Below are 19,650 nucleotides of genomic sequence, written 5' to 3' on the forward strand. Positions count from 1 at the left end.
TTCCAAACTTCTGTTACTATATCTTGATAGAATTCTGGTTCGTGACATACAAGAAGGATTGCTCCTTTGTACTCTTTTAATGCTCTTTTAAGTTCATCTTTTGCATCTACATCTAAGTGGTTTGTAGGCTCATCAAGTACTAAGATATTTGTATCTCTATTTATTAGTTTACAAAGTCTTACTTTTGCTTGTTCTCCTCCACTTAATACTTGTACAGAACTTTCTATGTGTTTTGTCATTAGTCCACATCTAGCAAGTGCTGATCTTACTTCATATTGTGTCCATGAAGGGAACTCTTCCCATATTTCATCTATACATGTTCTATAGTTATCACCTTTTATTTCTTGTTCAAAGTATCCTAGTTCTTGATAGTAACCAAGTTCTACTGCTCCGCTTATTGGCTGTATTAGTCCCATTAAACTTTTAAGTAGTGTTGATTTACCTAGTCCATTTGAACCAACTAAAGCAATTTTCTGTCCTCTTTCCATTAATAGGTTAAGTGGTTTTGTTAATGGCTCATCATATCCAATTACTAAGTCTGTTGTTTCAAATACCATTTTACCTGTTGTTTTACCTTTTCTAAAGTCAAACGTTGGCTTTGGTTTTTCTTCAGCAACTTCTATTCTGTCCATTTTATCAAGTTTCTTTTGTCTAGATTTAGCCATATTTGATGTAGCAACTCTAGCTTTATTTCTAGCAACGAAATCTTCAAGTTTTGCTATTTCTTTTTGTTGTTTATCAAAAGCAGCTTCTACTTGTTTTTTATTAGCTTCATATATACGTTGGAATTCATCATAATCTCCAACATATCTTTTAAGACCTCTATTATCAACATGATAAATTAAATTTATAACATCATTTAAGAAAGGAATATCATGTGATATAAGTATAAATGCATTATCATAATTATTAAGGTATCTTTTAAGCCACATTATATGCTCTTCATCAAGATAGTTAGTAGGCTCATCAAGAAGTAAAATATCAGGAGTTTCTAAAAGAAGCTTAGCAAGTAATACCTTTGTTCTTTGTCCACCTGATAAGTTTATAACATCTTTATCAAGACCTATTCCATTAAGACCAAGTCCAGCTGCAACCTCTTCAACCTTTGGGTCTATAACATAGAATCCATTATTATCTAAAGTGTCTTGAATAATAGCTGTTCTCTCTAAAGCCTTATTCATTTCATCTTCATCCATATCTCCCATTCTGCCATAAAGTTCATTCATTTCAGCTTCCATATCGAATAGATACTTAAATGCTCCTCTTAAGACATCTTTGATTGACTCATCTTTATTAAGTTCTGTATGCTGGTCCATGTAACCAACCCTAACTTTATTACTCCAAGTAACTTTTCCTTCATCAGGCATAAGTTTTCCTGTTATTATATTCATAAATGTTGATTTACCTTCACCATTAGCTCCAATTAATCCAACATGTTCACCCTTTAAAAGTCTGAATGATACATCCTCAAAAATTGCTCTATCTCCAAACCCATGATTCATATTCTGCACATGTAAAACGCTCATTAAATTTCCTCCATCTTATCTAAATATCTTTTTTATATCAATTTTAAATTAATTGCTTAAACAAATTTACTCATAGCAAAAATAATTCCTGCAAATATTATTATGTAAACTATATTAACCCAAGCAAAGTTTTTGTCTTTTTTAATCTTATTTCTTTTAACCATTCTTGTTTGACTTCTTTTTCCTACTGTCTTCTCCATTATAAGCACCGCCTTTAATCTTCTTCATCTATTATAACTTATAATCCTAAAATTTTAATTAGAAATTTAGAAAAAATTAGTCAAATTTAGTTCTTAAATGCAATAAAAAACAGGATAGACTAAAAAATCCATCCTGAATAACTAAACAAAGGGGAAACTTTGCTTACATGAACAAACTAGCCAAAAATATAAGTCCTGATAGAGCTAAAACACCTAAAACATTAGCCCATGACTTAAATCCCGCTCTTTTGAAAAACGCTATCTTCTTTTCTTTTCTTTCAATTTTTACTTCAAATTTATTTTTTATAACAACTTGGCTCATTATAAAACCCTCTCACATCTTAAAATAAATATAGATATTTGATATTCTCAATATACTATACTCAAGGGATATTCCTAAGTTTCCTTATTTGGAACCCCTTCTATAAATTTTATTTATCATCCTCCTATGTTTATGCATACAAATTTCAATGTAAACTATTAACTATTTAAATATCATTTTTTCTTAATAAAAAAGACTAATTTATCATCTTTTTCTTAAATATAACTCCCTTTTTTTAATTTTCTTTATAAATTTAAACAGAATTAACCTAAAGATTATACAAATTGTTTCTTTTTAAGTCTTGGAAATATATATAATATTTGTTATAAGGGAGATGATAATATGAAATCAAAAGCAATAATTGGAACAATAATAGCCGTAGGTATAGTTGTAATAGGAGCAGTTTATTTTATGAGTTCAACACCTGCACAAGCTACTACTAGCACAAATACAGGACTTAATGCAAATGCTTTAAATAGTACAAGCAATGCAACTAATGCTACAAATTCACAAAATAATGTGAATACTAATAATCAAAATAAAGATATACATACTCAGAATACTTCTAGCCAAGCTAAGAATACAAATGAGTCAAATAATAATCAAAATACACAACAAAATAATAATAACCAAGCACAGCCACAACCTACTCCTGCACCAAAACCAGTAGTTAAAAAAACTACTATAAATACAGGAACAGGAAACTTTGCTGATATCATAAGTGGAGCAAATTATATGACTGGTACAATAGATGGTACTCAAATTATAATTCCTCTTCAAGGTGGACATGTTGTTAATAACATGCTTGTTTTACCTGAATATTATACTAGCAGATTAAATGAAACTTTTACAGCAAAGATAGCTTCTCTTGGAGATAATAACTTTGTTCTTTATGAGTACTATGGTGATACTAATACAGCTACATTTAAGCTTAAATATCACAATACTCAATATGGTAATCCAACACTTGCTGGTACATTTACTCATGCAGGTTCAAATGAGGTAACTGGAATAACATTTAACCTTATGTCATCAAATTATGGTGGTATGCTAACAAAAATGCCATTCTACCATACAAACATTAATGGAAGTGATGTAACAGTAATTTCTAAATTTAATAATTCTGGATATTATGAAAAATATGCTGGCGATAATAATTTATTTACGCTATCTTATGACTACAAAAATAATAATAGAAAATATCAGACTGTTCTAACTGAATCTTATAATGGGCAAACTAGTGGTGAGTATCTACTAAACCCAATAGGTAATACAGGTAATGCTAAAGGAATCTTTATAACAAAACCTGGAACTAGTGAAAGTCGAACATTTGATGTAACTTTAACTGGAAGTCTTAATCCTTAATAAAGTTAAATCTTAAAACTAAAAGCTATATCAATATATCTAAACTAAAAGTTTCAAACTTTTATAGATATGCTGATATAGCTTTCTTTTTTAACAAAAAATATTATTTAAACCAAATCCCCCCTAAACATTCTATAAGTTGTTTCTTCTCACCAACTGGATAAATATATAATATTAGTAACAAAGGAGATAATAATATGAAATCAATAATTGGAACAATAATAATCGTAGGCATAGTTGTAATCATAGCAGTTTATTTTATGACTGCAACACCAGCGAAAGCTAGTACTATAAATACAAATACTTTAAACAATACAAGTAGTATAAAGAAAAATGCAAATTTAAATGGAACTGCAAACTCACAAAATAATGCTAATAATAATCAAAATACTTCTAACCAATCTAAGAATACAAAAGAATCAAATAATGTAAATTATAATAATCAAGCACAGTCAAATCCTATTCCTATATCAAAACCAGTCATTAAAAAGCCTACTATAAATACAGGAACAGGAAATTTTGATGATATATTGTCCGGTGCAACATACTTAACAGGTATAGTAAATGGTTCTGAAATTTCAATCCCACTTAAAGGTGGGCATATTGTTAATAACATGCTTGTTTTATCAGAATATTATATTAACAAGCTAAATGAAACCTTCACTGTTAAAATAGCTTCGCTTGGAAATAATAATTTTACTATTTATGAGTATTATAATGGTAATAATACAAGTGTATTTAAGCTTAAATACCATAGCTATAAATATGGACCATTTCTTAGTGGTACATTTACTCAGACTGCTTCTAATGCTATAACAGGCGTAAGTCTTTATTTCATAGCGCCTGATTCTGCACCACCAATGACACAGATGCCTTTTTATCACACAATTATTAATGGAACTCCAGTAACTATTATTAGTAGCATTGTTAATCGCCCTAACTATTATGAAAAATATGCAGGAGATAATAATATATTTACTCTTAATTATAAATTCCCTGTTACAGATAAAAAGTATCAAAATGAACTTATAGAATCTTATAACGGAGAAAAAACTGGTGAATATTTATTAAATCAAATCCCTAACACAGGAAATTCCAAAGGTCTGTTTATAATAAAACCTGGAACTAGTGAAAGTAAAACTTATAATGTTACTTTAACAGGAAACTTTACTCCATAATAAAATTTATAAAAAAATGAGAACTTCTAGATTTACTTCTAAAAGTTCTCATTTTCTATATCACTTTTAGTAACTTCAAATTCTTTAAATTACTATTCAAACAGCACTAAACTAATGTATGATATATCTTAAATACATTAGTAATATAAATTGCTGAAAGGATGGTTTAATTTGAGAAATATAATTATAATTGGTGGCTGGTCTAGTAAGCAAGCTTACTTTGAAAGACTTATCTCACTTCTTGAAACTAAAAATAATGTTTTTTATATAGAATTTAATAATATAAATTCAAACTTTGATGAAAAGCTAATTAAATTTGTAGCTGATAATAATTTAGATAGCTTTGATATTATAGCTTGGTCAATGGGTGGGCTTGTAACTCTATCTACTTATGAAGTTCTAAAGGATAAGATAAATTCTATATCATTTATCTCTTCAATGGCTAAGTTCTGTAAATCTCCAGATCACAAGATGGGTTGGAATAAAAGAATTGTTGGATTTATGATTGATAAACTTTCTACATCTTATGTAGATGTTTTAAATGATTTTAATAAAAACCTATTATATAATGTAGATACTTTTCCTTTTAAAGTTGAAACTTTAGATAATTCACAGGTTAATAACCTTGAGTTTGGGCTAAAATATCTAGTAGATAGTGATTTTAGAAATAAGATTTCTTCTATTGAATGTAAAACACTTATAATTCATGGAGAAAATGATACTATCTCACCATTATCACAAGGTGAATATATCTTTGAAAACTTAAAGTCAGAAAAAAAAATAATTAAAATAGATAGCTGTGCTCATATGCCATTTTACTCACATAATGAAGTTTGCTATGATGCACTTCTAAATCTTTGGAAAGGAGAGTTTTAAGTGAAAGATGATATAAAAAAGAATTTTTCTAAAGGTTCAAAAACATATGATGATAATGCTAATGTTCAAAAATATATGATAGATATGTTGCTTGATAGCCTACCTAAAAAAGAATATATGAATATTCTTGAAGTTGGCTGTGGAACTGGGCTTTTAACAAGTAAATTAAGAACTTTATTTCCAAGTGCTAAATTGACTTGCGTTGATATATCAGAGGGAATGATTGATGTTTGCAAAGATAAACTTCAAGATGAAAATATTGAGTTTATATGCTGTGATATAGAAAGACATTGCCCTATTGATGAATTTGATTTAATTATATCAAGTGCTGTACTTCAATGGATTACTGATTTACCATCAGTTCTTGAAACTCTTAAATCACGACTTTCATATGGTGGTGTTTTAGCATTTTCAACATTTGCTACAAAGACTTTTAAAGAACTTGATACCTCACTAAATCACATCTTTGAAAAAAATGATTTAACTGTAAGACAAAATAGAAATTATTACTCTAAAATAGAGCTTTCAGAGCTTGTTTTAGATATATTTAAAGATGACCTTTACATAATAACTAACGACTATAAAATGTATGTAGAGTATTTTAAAAATGCACTTAAATTTCTTAAATCAGTAAAAGCAATCGGTGCTAATAGTAGTGAAGTTTCTAAATATATAACACCCATTATGACTAAAGAAATTATTGAATATTATAATCAAAATTACTCACTTAAAGATAGTTCAAATGAAGAATTTAGAAGTTTTGTTTATGCAACATACTATCTTTTATTCTACGTTATTGAAAAAATTAATTAAAAAATGGTTAGATAAATCCAAAGGTTTATCTAACCATTTTCTATATGCTAAATTAATTTAATCTTCAGCCATTTCTATTTCTTCTATCTCTTCTAGCTCTATAATTTCCTTGTAGTCATTATTATTTTCTTCTGAATCTTCTAACTCTATTATTTCCTCATATCCATCTATTTCTACACCATTTTCATCAACATAAGTAACTGTTACATCTTGTATAGAATTAAATAAAATATCAATAAACTGAGTTCTTATATTATCAGTAAGTTTTACAAACTTCTCACCACTTTTAAGTTTATAAACATCTACTGGGTCTTTCTGATTATATGCTTGATCTTTAACTACTTTTTTAAGTAATTCCATTTCATCAAGATGCTCAATCCAACATAAATCAACAGCACTAAGCATAGCCATTCTTAAAACTTCATCATTTAAAATATAACCTTCATTTAGTAAATTATTTATATAAATTATGACTTCTTTTGTTATATAATCAATAATTTCTGCTAAATCATTAAGCTTTTTAACCTCTTCTACTTCATTTTCTGTAAAAGTAAATCTCTCTTTAAATCGCTCAATTATAAGATTAATAGCGCTATCATAAAACAATTCTCTATCCTTCTCATATAAATCTAAAACATCATAATTATAAACATTTTCTTTTGTTATAGTTTCTTTCCCATCTACATCTAAAAGTTCCATATATCTTTTTGTTATAATTATAAATACTTCTTCTAGAATCATATCTGATATATTTTTTGCTATATCTCCAAGCCCAAGAACTGCATCTCTATCTTTATAAATTAAATTTCTATGTTTATTAACTGCAAAATCATACTTTAACGTATATTTTCTAGCCTCATAGTAAAGTCCATTTATAACCCCTTGTGCTTTTTCTATGCTTTTAACAATAGATTTATCTGAAACTTGTTTTTTCTTTTTATTAGCCTTCTCAAATTTCTTTTTTAAAATACCTTCCCCATAAACTTTTAATAGCTTATCATCACATGAAAGATAAAATTGTGATGAACCATTATCCCCTTGTCTTCCTGCTCTTCCTATAAGTTGATTATCAATCCTTCTACTCTCTGACCTTTCAGTTCCAATAACTTTTAAGCCCCCAAGTCCATTAACCCAACTAGAAATTTTTATATCTGTTCCTCTTCCAGCAATATTAGTAGCAACAGTAATAGAGCTTCTCTCTCCTGCGTGTGAAATTATTTCTGCTTCATCTGAGTTAGTTTTAGCATTTAAAACTCTATGCTCTATCCCTCTTTTTTTAAGTATTGCTGATATCTCTTCAGATTTTTCAATACTAGGTGTTCCAACTAAAATAGGTTTTCCCTTAGTATGTGTTTTAATAATATCGCTAATAATAGCTTCTATTTTCTCATCATTATTTTTATATACTTTATCAACATGATCTTTCCTTTGTATCACTTTATTAGTTGGAATAGATACAACATCTAAGCTATATATTTCTCTAAATTCAAGTTCTTCTGTTTTTACTGTACCACTCATTCCTGCTACTTTATTATATAATTTAAAGAAATTTTGATATGTTATAGTTGCAAGAGTTCTGTTTTCAGCTTGTACATCAACACCTTCTTTTGCTTCAAGTGCTTGATGAAGTCCATCTGAAAATCTTCTTCCATCAGCAACCCTTCCTGTATTTATATCAATTAAAACAATCTCACCATCTTTTACTATATAATCTCTATTAACTTTAAGCATAAACTGTGCTCTTAAAGTTTGTGAAATAATATGATTTATCTCTGTATACTCAAGGTCTGCTAAATTATCCATTCCAAAAATATTCTCTATTTTTTTCACCCCAACTTCACTTATGCAAATAGAATCCTCTTTTTTAACCATATCATAGTCATCTTCACTGAAAGTTTTTATAGCTGTACTGATATTTCCATAAAGCTCTGATGGTGTTGAACCTTGTCCTGAAATTATAAGAGGTGTTCTAGCTTCATCTATTAAAACTGAATCTACTTCATCTATAATTACATAGTTTAAAGGTCTTTGAACTTTTGCATCTAAAGATGCCACTATATTATCTCTTAAGTAATCAAACCCTAGTTCTGTGTTAGTTGTATAAGTTATATCCTTTGCATACTCTTCCTTTTTAGCTCCTGCACCATCTATAACAAGTCCCACACTTAAATTTAAAAAATTAAAGAATGGTTCCATTTCTTCTTTATCTCTTGCTGCAAGGTAGTCATTAACTGTTATTATATGTACGCCTTTGCTTTCAAGCGCATTAAGATATGCTGGGCATAATTCTGTTAATGTTTTTCCCTCACCAGTTCTCATCTCTGCTACTCTTCCTTGATGAAGTGCAATTCCCCCCATAATCTGAACTTTATAATGCTTTTTACCAAGCACTCTAAAGCTTGCCTCTCTCGCAACTGCAAAAACCTCTACTAAAATATCATTTAATTTTTCTTTATTATTTAACCTTTCTCTAAATTCAAATGTTTTATTACTAAGTTCTATATCTGAAAGTTTACTCATTTTTTCATCTAAAAGTAAAACCTTATCTGCCATTTTCATAAGTTTGTTTATTTGTTTTTTATCATATCTATTCATCTTAAGTTTCTCCCTCAATACTCTTTTATCTCATATCTATTTAAGCAATTAACCCTATCTTATCAAAATGATTATTAAATGTAAAATTCTATTCTCAAAGTAGTGTTTACCTTGCTTTATACCTTCTACCAAGCATCATAAATTTAATCTAAATACTTATCTTTAATTTTCATTTTAGAAATTTTTCCAAATATATGAATTCAAAGAAATAATTATTTATACTAATAAAAGAGCTATATAAAACTTAGAGTTTCCTCCATACTTTATATAGCTATATATTTAAACTATTGTATTTCCTATTTCTTTATCTTTAATATACCTAAAACTTTTAGTATCAAGTATACTTTCTTCATCAATTAAAATATGCTCTGAAAGTTTTCCATCACTATCTACATTAACTCCAAATTCTAAAACTGCTAGTTCTTCACCAAAATATTGTAAATGCTTATACTCTTGAATTAAATTTAAAAGTAAAAATCTTAAATCCTCTGAACCAGAATAATCATTTTCAACTATATTATTATTTTTATCTATACTCACCTTAGCATATACATGTCCTTGAACAAGTAAAATATGAGTAGTATACATCTCATCAGTATTTTCTTTAAATATAGCATATTCATCTTCTTTATATCTTTCTCTAATTGGCTTTACAGTTTTTCTTAACATCTGTAATCCCCCTCTTTATTTTTAGTTTCAATCAAACGTTTACTTCTAATTTTATTCGAGTTTATTTAAATGTCTTTTAATCTAATCTAATTATAAATTAGAAATATTTCAGTATTATATCAATTAGGAAATTAAATTACTCATTTATACTATAAATTTTCAGCTTAAAACAAAAGAAAGCAAGTTGCATATATATACAACTCGCTCTCTTATATATAAAATTTAATTTTTGACTATCTATTACTTGAATCAGTATGCATCATTGGCTCATACATATCTGGTCTACGGTCTCTATATACACCCCAACCATATCTTTTATCTCTGATTGCATCAAGGTCAAATTCTGCAACTATAACATCTTCTGAAACTCTATCAGCTTGAACAACTTTTTCTCCAGTTTCATCAGCAATGAATGAACTTCCGTAGAATGTCATTGATGTTTCATCTGTTTCTGTTCCTATTCTGTTTGAAGCTACTAAAGGCATAATGTTTGCCGCAGCATGTCCTTTCATACAGTTTTCCCAGTGTGGCTCAGTATCTCTTGTTAATACTGGCTCTGAACCGATAGCTGTTGGATAGAATAATATTTCTGCTCCAAGAAGTGACATACATCTAGCACTTTCTGGGAACCATTGATCCCAACATATACCTACACCGATTTTAGCATATTTTGTATTCCAAACTTTGAATCCTGTATCTCCAGGTGCAAAGTAGAATTTTTCTTCATATGATTGACCTGTTGGAATATGAGTTTTTCTATATTGTCCTAAAACTTCTCCATCAGCATCTATTATAGCGATTGAGTTAAATGTTGTGTTACCAGCTCTTTCAAAATAACTTATTGGTAAAACTACTTCTAATTCTTTAGCTACTTTTTGGAATCTTTTTATAGCAGGGTTCTCATCAAGAGGTGTTGCTAAATCAAAGTATTCATATTTTTCTTGTTGGCAGAAGTATGGTGCTTCAAATAATTCTTGTAAAAGTATGATTTGTGCTCCTTTTTCCGCTGCTTGTCTTACTAATTTTTCTGCATTGTTTAATGTTTCCTCAGCGTTCCATGAACATGTCATTTGTGTTGCTGCTACTTTAACTTTTCTCATTTTATAACACTCCTTCTTTTGGTTCTTGCTGAGTAATACAATGTATATTCCCGCCACCAAGTAATATTTCTCTTGCATATATTTGAACGACTTCTCTGTCTGGATATAATTCTTGTAATTTTGCTTTCGCTATTTCATCACTTGGATCATTAAATCCTGGCATAATAACTGCCCCATTACAAACGTAGTAATTTGCGTATGATGCTGCAAGTCTTTCACCAATATCTCTTGGTAATGTTCCTACAACTGTATCTACACCTTCACTCTCTTCTTTTGTAATATAAATTGGAGAAGGTAAAATTAGCTTATGAACATCTAATTTTCTTCCCTTTGCATCAGTTTCTTTGCATAATGTATCATAACTTATTTTTGATAAGTTATACTGAGGATCATTTTTATCTTCAGTCCACGCTATAACAACTACTCCTGGTTTTACAAATGCTGCAATATTATCAATATGCTCATTTGTTTCATCTAGGTATATACCATGTTTGATCCATATTACTTTCTCAACATTTAAATATTCCTTTAGTTTTTCTTCTATCTCTTGTTTACTCATATCAGGATTACGTCCTTCACTTAGAAGACACGCCTCTGTAACTAAAGCTGTTCCATCTCCATCAACATGGATAGATCCACCCTCTAGTACAAAATCACTTAATGCATAATTATCTTTCCATTCAAGATTACAGATTTTCTTTGCAACTGAATTATCATTATCCCAAGGGAAATATAATCCATCTACAAGTCCACCCCATGCATTAAACTGCCAGTCAATTCCTCTTACTTCACCTTTCATATTTTTTACGAAAGTTGGACCACAATCTCTAGCCCATGAGTCATTACTAGCTATTTCCACAACACGAATGTTTTCTGGAAGCATTTTTCTAGCATTTTCGTATTGATCTGCATTTACACACATAGTAACCTTTTCAAATCTTGAAATAGCTTTTGCAACTTCAGTAAATGCTTTTTGAGCATACTTTCCTCCAAAACGCCAATTATCATTTCTTTCTGGCCATATCATGAATGTTCCTTCATGAGGCTCAAATTCTCCAGGCATTCTAAAATTATCTCTTTTTGGAGTACTGTCTATTATCTTCATACTGTTTCCTCCTCAATTTGATTATTTTTTCAATACCACATTTTTTACAACTTGGAATTCCGAGTTAAACGTTCGACAAATATAAAAAATCTAGTAGAAACTTATAACCTAGTTTTTTAATAAAACTTGCTTATCACAAGCTATGCTCCTAGAATAGTCCTATTTTTTCTTATGGTCAAAGCACTTTATTTTCTAAACATTTACTTTTAAAGCGATATACTGAACATAGTATATCATTAAAGAATTTTTATTGAATATTATTCACTTTTTTTCATCATAAAGTTAAAAAATGATAATTCCCCCTACTAAAACACCCTAAAATTTACCTTAATTATCAATTTATCAATATTAAGCATAAAAAGTATATTTTATATTATAAATATTCAAAAATAGTATATTTCATATACTTTAAACTCTTTATTTTTATCATAAAATTAATAGTTTATTTACTTGTTCTATAAATAAAAACTCATTATTTACACATATTTATACAAAAAAAGTGTTGATAATTTAATATCAACACATAATAATTTAAAAAAACAATTGTTATTTCACTTCAAAACATGAGCACTCAACTTTATTATGTTTATTATTATTTTTACAAAATTCTTCATTATAATCAGCTGGAATTATTTTTTCATTATATTTTTTTGTATACTTTGGACAATCATAAACAGTTTTTCCAACACTACCTAACAGAAAATTTTTAAATATATCTCTATTTGGACATACCATGTTTTCACTTCCTTATTTGTTATTTTTTTGTATATTTAAATGATATACGATATAAAAATTACTGTAAAATATATTTTATTACTATTATACTAATTAAACTTATTTATATTTAACACTCTACTATTATGAAAAACTATGCCTCTAAATATCAATATTAATTTTTATTAAATAATATTAATTATTTAAATAAGTTAGACTTTCATACTATCTGGTTACTAAAAAGTTCCTAATTGTTAATATGTTTTACTCATAGTATATTTAATACATAAGGTATTTGATTAACGAAATTCATGATAAATATTTTCAAAGTAAATCTGTAAGTTTATTTTAAAAATATATTGAATAATAAAAATGCTTATATCAAAACTCCTAAAAAATAAAATTTATCCTAATATTCTAAAATAGGTAGTTGTGTACCATAATAAAGAATATATATAAAAACTACCCTAATGTGCTTAAGGGTAGTTTTTTGTTTTGCTATATATATCTTTCACCTTCAATATTTTTAAATTTTTCCAATCAACATGAAGATATTCTATATGGTTACTAAAAAGTTCCTAATTGTTAAGGTTTATAATAGGGTGTATATTTGATTTATAGTAATTAACAAATTTCTTACATGAACGATTGAGGAGGAACTAATATGAAATTAATTAAAAAAATGTGTGCAATAATAAAAGGGAATAAAGGGAATACTAATAGTTGTAGCATCCCTTCACAAAAAAAGAAAAAATAATTAAGCTGCTTTAATAATTTAATCTAAAGTATGTAGATTAAATTGAATTATATATATGATACAAAAATTTAGGAGGATTAATATTATGATAAAATATTTAAAAGAAAATGAATTCAAACAAGAGGTACTTGATAAAAAAGGATTAGTAGTATTAGATTTTTATGCAGACTGGTGTGGCTCATGCCAAAAACTTGGACCAGTATTTGATGAGTTAGAAAGTGAAATGAAAGATGTAACGTTTATTAAAGTAAATGTTGACGACTGTTCTAACTTAGCTGATGAGTATGAGATAACAAACATCCCAGCTATTTTAATCTTTAAAGATGGTAGTCTTCAAGAAAAAACTGTTGGATTTAAACCTAAGGTTTCTATGACTGAATTAATAAAAAACTTTCTTTAATAACTAGAACTAACTAATAATAATTTTTATTTAAAAGGAGTCAATTAAAATGGAAAATAGATATGATATAGCAATAATAGGTAGTGGACCTGCTGGACTTTCAGCTGCTCTTAATGCAAAAATACGAAATAAAAAATTTATTTTATTTGGAAATAAAAACTTAAGTCCAAAAATTTTAAAAGCCCCTAAAATAAATAATTATCTTGGTTTTACTGGTATGACAGGTAAAGAAATTGGTGATAAATTTAAAGAGCATCTAGATGTAATGGATATTCAAATTACAGAAAAAAAAGTAACATCTATTTATTCAATGGGTGAATATTTTGATATAATGTGTAACAATGAAAGCATCGAAGCTACATCAATAATTCTTGCAACCGGAATTGAATATGGAAAGCCTTTAGATGGTGAAGAAGAATTTATTGGACGTGGAGTAGGATATTGTGCAACTTGTGATGCACCTTTATATAAAGAAAAAATCGTTACTATATTAGGATATAATAAAGCGGCTGAAGAAGAAGTAGACTTTGTTTCAGAACTTGCTTCAAAAGTTTATTATATCCCAATGTATAAAACAGAATATTTAGGAAATGATAAAATTGAAATTATTAATGATACTCCGGTTAAAATAACTGGTACTCGTAAAGCTAATAAATTAGTTTTGAAAACTAGAGAACTTGATACAGATGGTATATTTATTTTAAAAGATTCAATATCACCAGCTCAACTAGTTCCAGGAATTAAAATCGTTAATGGGCATATAAATGTTGATAGAACTATGAAAACTAATATTGAGGGATGTTATGCTGCCGGTGATTGTGTTGGTAAGCCATACCAATATATTAAGTCAGCAGGCGAAGGAAATATTGCAGCCCTTAGTGCAGCTTCATATCTAGCTACCAAAAAATAATTTTTTAAACTTTATTTTAAAATCTCCATTATTTTATATATTTAAAATAATGGAGATTTTTTGCTCTTAATATTGTATTTTCAACTAATTAAGTTCTTCTATTTTTGTTACCCCTGTAAAAACTCTTGATATCAAATACCAAGTTGCTTTATTTACTATACCTGTTTTTGGTGCGTTAAATATCCCTTGAAATATCTCAACTGAAGCCTCTGTTTTAGGCCCATAAATACCATCTGCTATAAGCTTTGGAATAACAGGATAATTTTCTGCTATTCTATTTAGCTGAGTTTGAATAGTTTTTACACTCTTTCCTGTTGTCCAAAGTGTTATTAAACTTCCTGGATAAGAACTAGGATATCCTTCTATTTCATGTGCAGTGACTAAATTTATATTATTACCATAATAATAAGTTAATATATCATATGGTACATACCCAACTTGTGCAAGGTGTTGACTTCCCCATTGACTAAGCCATCCTGGGCATTTTGATGTTGTTCCATTGCAGAATTCTGCAAATAATGGTTTTTCCTCATTATCTCTTCTTATATAAACATTAAATAACTGATCTACAATTGTATCAACAGTATCAAATGTATTTCTTCCAAATACAAATGCTTGATCATAAGCTGTATCATTAGTAATATCAAAATTATATCCTTTTGATGGATACCATTCTGAATAAACTCTGCTAAGTACAAATGAAACTATACAATATACATTCGCCCTTATAGCATCTACATTCCAACTTGGATAAATTTCTGAACTTGCTACATTTTTAATATAATCAGTAAAATTAACTGTATGATTTGGTGCTGCTGTATTTGTTGGTGAACCTGAATGTACAGTTATTACAGATGGAACTACAACAGAATCTAATACTCTATATCCATGTTTTTTACTACTCTTACATTTACACTTTTTCTTAGATTTCTTTTTATCCTTATTTTTCTCTTCCTTATAATCATTTTTTATAGTTTCTTCTTTAAGCTTTATATTATATTTCAAATTGTCATTACATTTTGAACAACTTTGTGAAACATGTTTATGTTCTGGAATAGTTATATGACTGCATGAACAATCTGAGTTCATACCTTTCTCTAAATGGCACTTTTGAATTGATGTTATCCCTTCAAAAATTTGAATTCCTTTAACACAATGTTGCTTGTATCCTTTCTTAGTTAACATTATATTAAAAATACCATATGGTCTTTTTTCTGTTGTACAGTCCTCAAGTTCTAAATCAATCTCATTAATATTCCCCTCTGAATTAGTACATTTTTCTACTATTTTTCCTGTATGATTAAAAGCTTCATCTGAACTTGTTACTTCAACCTTTACACCTTCAATAGGAATATACGTATCTTCTAAATAACACTGTATTTTAAGCTTTCCTATATTTTTCATAAAAACCCCACTAAAAATTATTTCATAATATTATATGTAACACTTCCGCTTCTTGTTTCTATAAAATAAGAAAAACTATCCTAGATTTATTCTAAGATAGTTTTCACTCTATTTTTTAAATAATTTTTTCCATGTAAAAATACAAACTACTATTACTATTACCATAAATATATAATTTCCATAAGGTATAAAGTAATCATATAAGAACTGTATGATTGCTATAATAACCATTATAATAGTTGTCCACATTCCTCTTCCTCTATTCCCTCTTCCTCTTTCTACAAATGGTAGTGAGAAAGGAAGTACTGCTGTTGTTAACTTATAACTTATTGGGAATGATAAGGCTGTTGCAAATATAAGTGTTATAGCTTCTGGAATCCTATTTATACCCCAGAATCCAACCATTACAATTGCAAATATAATTAGAAGTGGTAAAACTATTCTTACAAAGAATGCTTTTAAAGCTCCAGTATATGCAACTCCCTCATTTTCAAGTGGAGTTATATGATATACCCAAGCACCTTTATATCCTGTTGAATATTTAAGTAAATATACAAATGATGCAACTGATGCTGCTCCAAGATATAAAACTAAAAACCAATATCCATTTCTTAAAGAAGCCATACTATGACCTTGTGCAAATACTATTATTAAAAATGCTGGTGATAGTAACCCTCTAGCAAGTTGTGGATAAGCTTTTTGCTTAAACTCTCTTTCATTTTTCATAATATTATTTGAAAAATTAAAGAAAGCTTTTTCTTCTTTATTAGTACAAACCAAATTACCAATAGAACTCATAAGACTAAATTTAACTTTTTTCTTACTCTTACTTACTTTATCAAGCTTCCCTAAGTAAACTTCAAATTTTGAAATCCTACTAATATATATAGCTATTGCTACTATAGGTATAATTACACCTATAAGTGTTGCTACTAAATAATTTGTACTATATCCATTATAAATAAGCCCAAATGGAGCAACAAACCAATAAGTTGGCGTAATCATAAACCAAATATGGAATGACATATCATTTAATCTTTCCTCTATTGGTTGTATAACATAAAATGCATGTGATGCAGCAAATATTATTATAGCCAAAATCACTTGAATTGCTGTGATAACATCCTTAAGCTTTTCTCCATCAAAGAATTTTAAAATAAAATAATATAATAAAGCTACAAATGCTACAAATAACATATCAGCAAAAATAGCATCAAGAAGCAATATTCCACCTGCCATAACTGAATATTTTAGACTTATAGCTATAATAGGAACTATTATAAGAGCAAGTGACATTATCCCTATATAATAAATACAATAAATTGCTCTGGCAGTTGAAACAGTCTTTTTATTAACAGGTCTAAATCCTAAAATTTTAGAATCATCTGTATTTATTAGAACTGTTGAAAATACACTTATAATTCTCATTCCCATAAATATCATAAACCCTGTTATTAGAAGTCCTACAAGTGTGGTTACACTCATATACTGTGATGGAACTCCTATAATCGTTGAAGCAAATACTCCAATTATAAAATATAGAACTATAGTTGTTCTATTTCTATTTGTTTCTTTTTTTCTTTTTCCAATAAGTCTAGATATTAAACTTCTATTATTCCCAAATGCACTAAGACTTATATTTGAACTTGTCCTAGAATCTAAAACAATTTTAAGCTGAATTATTTTTCTAAGCGCAACATAATCTACATCCTTTGCAAACATCCATTTAAACATATCAAGAAATTTTAAAAATATAAAATCTTTCATTTTCTAATCCTCCAATGCAGAAAGGAAATCATCAGAACGTTCTTTATGATCTGTAAATCCTGTAAGCTTATTGAATAGTTCTTCAAGTGAACCAGTCTTAGAAATCTCTTTAAGCTCTTTAAAGCTACCATTAGCTCTTATCTCACCATTATCAAGTAAAACTATTCTATCACTTATATTTTCAACAACTTCCATTATGTGTGATGAGTAAAATATAGTTTTACCTTTACTTGCTAATGATTTTATAACATCTTTAAAAATCATAACTGAATTAGCATCAAGTCCTGTAAGTGGTTCATCAAAGAATAAAATATCTGGATTATGCAAAAGGCTTGATACTATAACAGTCTTTTGCTTCATTCCTTTTGAAAATGATGTAATTCTTGAATCATATACATCCTTAACTCCAAAAACATCCATCATAGATAATCCTTTTCTATCACAAGTTTCTTCATCTAAGCCATATAATGCTCCAAGGAATCTAAAAAATTCTCTTGGTGTAAGTGCTTCATACAAATCTGCAACTTCAGGTACATAACCAATTCTTCTTTTATACTCATTATTTTTTTCTATATTTTCTCCAAGAACCTCTATAGTTCCCTCATAATCACCATTCATTCCAAGAATAGTTTTTACTGTTGTAGATTTACCAGCACCATTACTACCTATGTATCCAATAATTTCACCTCTTTTGACTTCAAGGTCAAGCCCTCTTAAAACTTCCTGTCCATCAAAACTTTTTCTAAGTCCTTTAATTCTTAGTGCTACTTCACTTTTTTCTAAATCTAAATTTTCCATACACGCTCCTAATTTTTTATTTATTTCTATCTTAAAACTACTTAAATATATTGATACTTTGATAATGAAAACATTTAAATCAGAATACTTCCTATTGCTACTTTTTTCAAGCTACTAAAATTATAATAAGCATAAATTTTCATATTGAAAATTTTCTAATCAATTACAGATATTACCTTTACTTAGCAATTAGCTTAAATCATAATCTTTAGATTTCCACTTCAATAAATTATGTTATAATGTAGCATAATCAATTAATAAATTAGTATTGAAACTTCGGCTTCAATATTCAAATAAAAAGGAGATACTATGCGAATTATATCTGAAAGCAACTTATGTTTAGATAGACCTTACATCAACTTAAAAAAACTTGCACCTACTACTGCTATAAGACAAGGATATGCTGATGAAAAAGGGCTTAAATCTACATATATAATAGACCAAGAAACAAATGATTTATTTAAAAGTGATGATTACACAATCGAAGTTACTAAAGGAATTGAAAAGTTAACTTACCCAACAAAGGCTCTTAATGGAACTTTACTTGTTGATGTTAACTATACAACAAGAGGTGGAGATTCTTCTGCCAAACTTAAGATTTTTGCTATTTTAGATGGTATAAAATATGCTCTTACATTTGCTTCATTTGAAGATATTTATAATAACTGTCTTGATATTATTTCAAAAAATATAGAAGATGAAACAACTCTTAATTATATAAAAGCTGGATTTAATAATCTTACTAAAGAAGAGATTTCAGTAGATATAAGCACAAATCTTGAAAGACTTGCTGATTTTAAAGATATGGTAGATTATAAAAGAAATATTTCTTTCTTTGTTTTAAATAATACTCTTGCTTCAATTTCTAAATTTGATATAAGAAATAAATCAAATAAAATAGAAGTATCAGATAATATTACTGTTATAAGATATAACTTCTCTGTAAGACTTTATAAAGAAGTTACACCTACTGATAATATGGTAAGCCTTGCAGAAACTGATATAATTTGTGACTTAACAGATAAGGATTTCCCTATCGTGAATATGTACACATATCATGGATTTGCTAAACTTCTTGATATTAAAAATAATATTATCCCAATAGATAAAAACATAAATCTATTTGCTAATATTTTAGATTTAAACTTACC

18 protein-coding genes are annotated in these 19,650 nt (G+C 28.0%); 7 read left to right on the plus strand and 11 right to left on the minus strand.

Annotated elements, in window-relative coordinates:
* From Q0V15_RS06045 to Q0V15_RS06055, 3 genes are all read right to left on the minus strand, one after another.
* A partial coding sequence (locus Q0V15_RS06045; protein WP_297437014.1) for an ABC-F family ATP-binding cassette domain-containing protein occupies nucleotides 1–1,526 on the minus strand: 1,526 nt, incomplete at its 3' end.
* Between the two features lie 56 nt (nucleotides 1,527–1,582).
* Nucleotides 1,583–1,726 carry a hypothetical protein gene (locus tag Q0V15_RS06050; RefSeq protein WP_297437016.1) on the minus strand — a complete coding sequence of 48 codons (144 nt, stop codon included), beginning with the start codon at nucleotides 1,724–1,726 and terminating at the stop codon, nucleotides 1,583–1,585.
* Nucleotides 1,727–1,889: 163 nt separating this feature from the next.
* Nucleotides 1,890–2,048, minus strand: coding sequence for a hypothetical protein (locus tag Q0V15_RS06055; protein WP_297437018.1), 159 nt, complete (start codon nucleotides 2,046–2,048; stop codon nucleotides 1,890–1,892).
* A gap of 342 nt (nucleotides 2,049–2,390) precedes the next feature.
* Between Q0V15_RS06055 and Q0V15_RS06060 the strand changes: the two genes are divergently transcribed.
* From Q0V15_RS06060 to Q0V15_RS06075, 4 genes are all read left to right on the plus strand, one after another.
* Nucleotides 2,391–3,413: a hypothetical protein gene (locus Q0V15_RS06060; RefSeq protein WP_297437020.1), complete on the plus strand. Its 1,023-nt coding sequence runs from the start codon at nucleotides 2,391–2,393 to the stop codon at nucleotides 3,411–3,413.
* A gap of 197 nt (nucleotides 3,414–3,610) precedes the next feature.
* Entirely contained in the window at nucleotides 3,611–4,591 is a 981-nt protein-coding gene (locus Q0V15_RS06065) for a hypothetical protein (protein WP_297437022.1), read from the plus strand.
* Nucleotides 4,592–4,762: 171 nt separating this feature from the next.
* Nucleotides 4,763–5,467, plus strand: coding sequence for an alpha/beta fold hydrolase (locus Q0V15_RS06070; RefSeq protein ID WP_297437024.1), 705 nt, complete (start codon nucleotides 4,763–4,765; stop codon nucleotides 5,465–5,467).
* The gene (locus Q0V15_RS06075) at nucleotides 5,468–6,280 is read left to right on the plus strand and encodes a methyltransferase domain-containing protein (protein ID WP_297437026.1); all 813 of its coding nucleotides are present in this window, start codon (nucleotides 5,468–5,470) and stop codon (nucleotides 6,278–6,280) included.
* A gap of 57 nt (nucleotides 6,281–6,337) precedes the next feature.
* On the opposite strand, the gene secA is transcribed toward Q0V15_RS06075, so the two are convergent.
* From secA to Q0V15_RS06100, 5 genes are all read right to left on the minus strand, one after another.
* Nucleotides 6,338–8,875, minus strand: coding sequence for a preprotein translocase subunit SecA (secA, locus tag Q0V15_RS06080; RefSeq protein WP_297437028.1), 2,538 nt, complete (start codon nucleotides 8,873–8,875; stop codon nucleotides 6,338–6,340).
* A gap of 279 nt (nucleotides 8,876–9,154) precedes the next feature.
* On the minus strand, nucleotides 9,155–9,544 hold the full coding sequence (locus tag Q0V15_RS06085) for a hypothetical protein (RefSeq protein ID WP_297437030.1): 390 nt from the start codon (nucleotides 9,542–9,544) through the stop codon (nucleotides 9,155–9,157).
* Nucleotides 9,545–9,777: 233 nt separating this feature from the next.
* A complete protein-coding gene (gene aguB, locus Q0V15_RS06090) occupies nucleotides 9,778–10,644 on the minus strand; it encodes an N-carbamoylputrescine amidase (RefSeq protein WP_297437031.1) in 867 nt (288 codons plus the stop codon).
* A 1-nt stretch (nucleotide 10,645) separates the two neighbouring features.
* Nucleotides 10,646–11,749, minus strand: a complete 1,104-nt coding sequence (aguA, locus tag Q0V15_RS06095) for an agmatine deiminase (RefSeq protein WP_297437033.1) — start codon at nucleotides 11,747–11,749, stop codon at nucleotides 10,646–10,648.
* 546 nt (nucleotides 11,750–12,295) lie between these two features.
* The gene (locus Q0V15_RS06100) at nucleotides 12,296–12,484 is read right to left on the minus strand and encodes a hypothetical protein (RefSeq protein ID WP_297437035.1); all 189 of its coding nucleotides are present in this window, start codon (nucleotides 12,482–12,484) and stop codon (nucleotides 12,296–12,298) included.
* An 821-nt stretch (nucleotides 12,485–13,305) separates the two neighbouring features.
* On the opposite strand from Q0V15_RS06100, the gene trxA reads away from it, so the two are divergent.
* Both trxA and Q0V15_RS06110 read left to right on the plus strand, forming a co-directional pair.
* Entirely contained in the window at nucleotides 13,306–13,620 is a 315-nt protein-coding gene (trxA, locus tag Q0V15_RS06105) for a thioredoxin (protein WP_297437037.1), read from the plus strand.
* Between the two features lie 49 nt (nucleotides 13,621–13,669).
* A complete protein-coding gene (locus Q0V15_RS06110; RefSeq protein WP_297437039.1) occupies nucleotides 13,670–14,530 on the plus strand; it encodes an NAD(P)/FAD-dependent oxidoreductase in 861 nt (286 codons plus the stop codon).
* Nucleotides 14,531–14,614: 84 nt separating this feature from the next.
* Here the strand turns inward: Q0V15_RS06110 and Q0V15_RS06115 are convergent, their stop codons facing one another.
* The 3 genes from Q0V15_RS06115 to Q0V15_RS06125 all read right to left on the minus strand — a co-directional run bounded on the left by Q0V15_RS06115 (nucleotide 14,615) and on the right by Q0V15_RS06125 (nucleotide 18,499).
* On the minus strand, nucleotides 14,615–15,934 hold the full coding sequence (locus tag Q0V15_RS06115) for a peptidoglycan-binding protein (protein ID WP_297437042.1): 1,320 nt from the start codon (nucleotides 15,932–15,934) through the stop codon (nucleotides 14,615–14,617).
* 108 nt (nucleotides 15,935–16,042) lie between these two features.
* Nucleotides 16,043–17,701 (minus strand): hypothetical protein, encoded by a 1,659-nt coding sequence (locus tag Q0V15_RS06120; RefSeq protein WP_297437044.1) that lies wholly within the window; start codon nucleotides 17,699–17,701, stop codon nucleotides 16,043–16,045.
* Nucleotides 17,702–17,704: 3 nt separating this feature from the next.
* Nucleotides 17,705–18,499 carry an ABC transporter ATP-binding protein gene (locus Q0V15_RS06125; RefSeq protein WP_297437046.1) on the minus strand — a complete coding sequence of 265 codons (795 nt, stop codon included), beginning with the start codon at nucleotides 18,497–18,499 and terminating at the stop codon, nucleotides 17,705–17,707.
* 309 nt (nucleotides 18,500–18,808) lie between these two features.
* Here Q0V15_RS06125 and Q0V15_RS06130 point away from each other — a divergent pair.
* The coding region (locus tag Q0V15_RS06130; RefSeq protein WP_297437048.1) for a hypothetical protein at nucleotides 18,809–19,650 on the plus strand (842 nt) is incomplete at its 3' end.

It is taken from the genome of uncultured Clostridium sp., assembly GCF_947036855.1.
Lineage (GTDB): Bacteria > Bacillota > Clostridia > Clostridiales > Clostridiaceae > Sarcina.

Excerpts from the sequence above, each read along its gene's own strand:
- Q0V15_RS06050 (WP_297437016.1), bottom strand. The coding sequence starts at position 1,726 with ATGGAGAAGACAGTAGGAAAAAGAAGTCAAACAAGAATGGTTAAAAGA.
- Q0V15_RS06055 (WP_297437018.1), bottom strand. The coding sequence starts at position 2,048 with ATGAGCCAAGTTGTTATAAAAAATAAATTTGAAGTAAAAATTGAAAGA.
- Q0V15_RS06060 (WP_297437020.1), top strand. The coding sequence starts at position 2,391 with ATGAAATCAAAAGCAATAATTGGAACAATAATAGCCGTAGGTATAGTT.
- Q0V15_RS06065 (WP_297437022.1), top strand. The coding sequence starts at position 3,611 with ATGAAATCAATAATTGGAACAATAATAATCGTAGGCATAGTTGTAATC.
- secA (WP_297437028.1), bottom strand. The coding sequence starts at position 8,875 with ATGAATAGATATGATAAAAAACAAATAAACAAACTTATGAAAATGGCA.
- Q0V15_RS06085 (WP_297437030.1), bottom strand. The coding sequence starts at position 9,544 with ATGTTAAGAAAAACTGTAAAGCCAATTAGAGAAAGATATAAAGAAGAT.
- aguB (WP_297437031.1), bottom strand. The coding sequence starts at position 10,644 with ATGAGAAAAGTTAAAGTAGCAGCAACACAAATGACATGTTCATGGAAC.
- aguA (WP_297437033.1), bottom strand. The coding sequence starts at position 11,749 with ATGAAGATAATAGACAGTACTCCAAAAAGAGATAATTTTAGAATGCCT.
- Q0V15_RS06100 (WP_297437035.1), bottom strand. The coding sequence starts at position 12,484 with ATGGTATGTCCAAATAGAGATATATTTAAAAATTTTCTGTTAGGTAGT.
- trxA (WP_297437037.1), top strand. The coding sequence starts at position 13,306 with ATGATAAAATATTTAAAAGAAAATGAATTCAAACAAGAGGTACTTGAT.
- Q0V15_RS06110 (WP_297437039.1), top strand. The coding sequence starts at position 13,670 with ATGGAAAATAGATATGATATAGCAATAATAGGTAGTGGACCTGCTGGA.
- Q0V15_RS06115 (WP_297437042.1), bottom strand. The coding sequence starts at position 15,934 with ATGAAAAATATAGGAAAGCTTAAAATACAGTGTTATTTAGAAGATACG.
- Q0V15_RS06120 (WP_297437044.1), bottom strand. The coding sequence starts at position 17,701 with ATGAAAGATTTTATATTTTTAAAATTTCTTGATATGTTTAAATGGATG.
- Q0V15_RS06125 (WP_297437046.1), bottom strand. The coding sequence starts at position 18,499 with ATGGAAAATTTAGATTTAGAAAAAAGTGAAGTAGCACTAAGAATTAAA.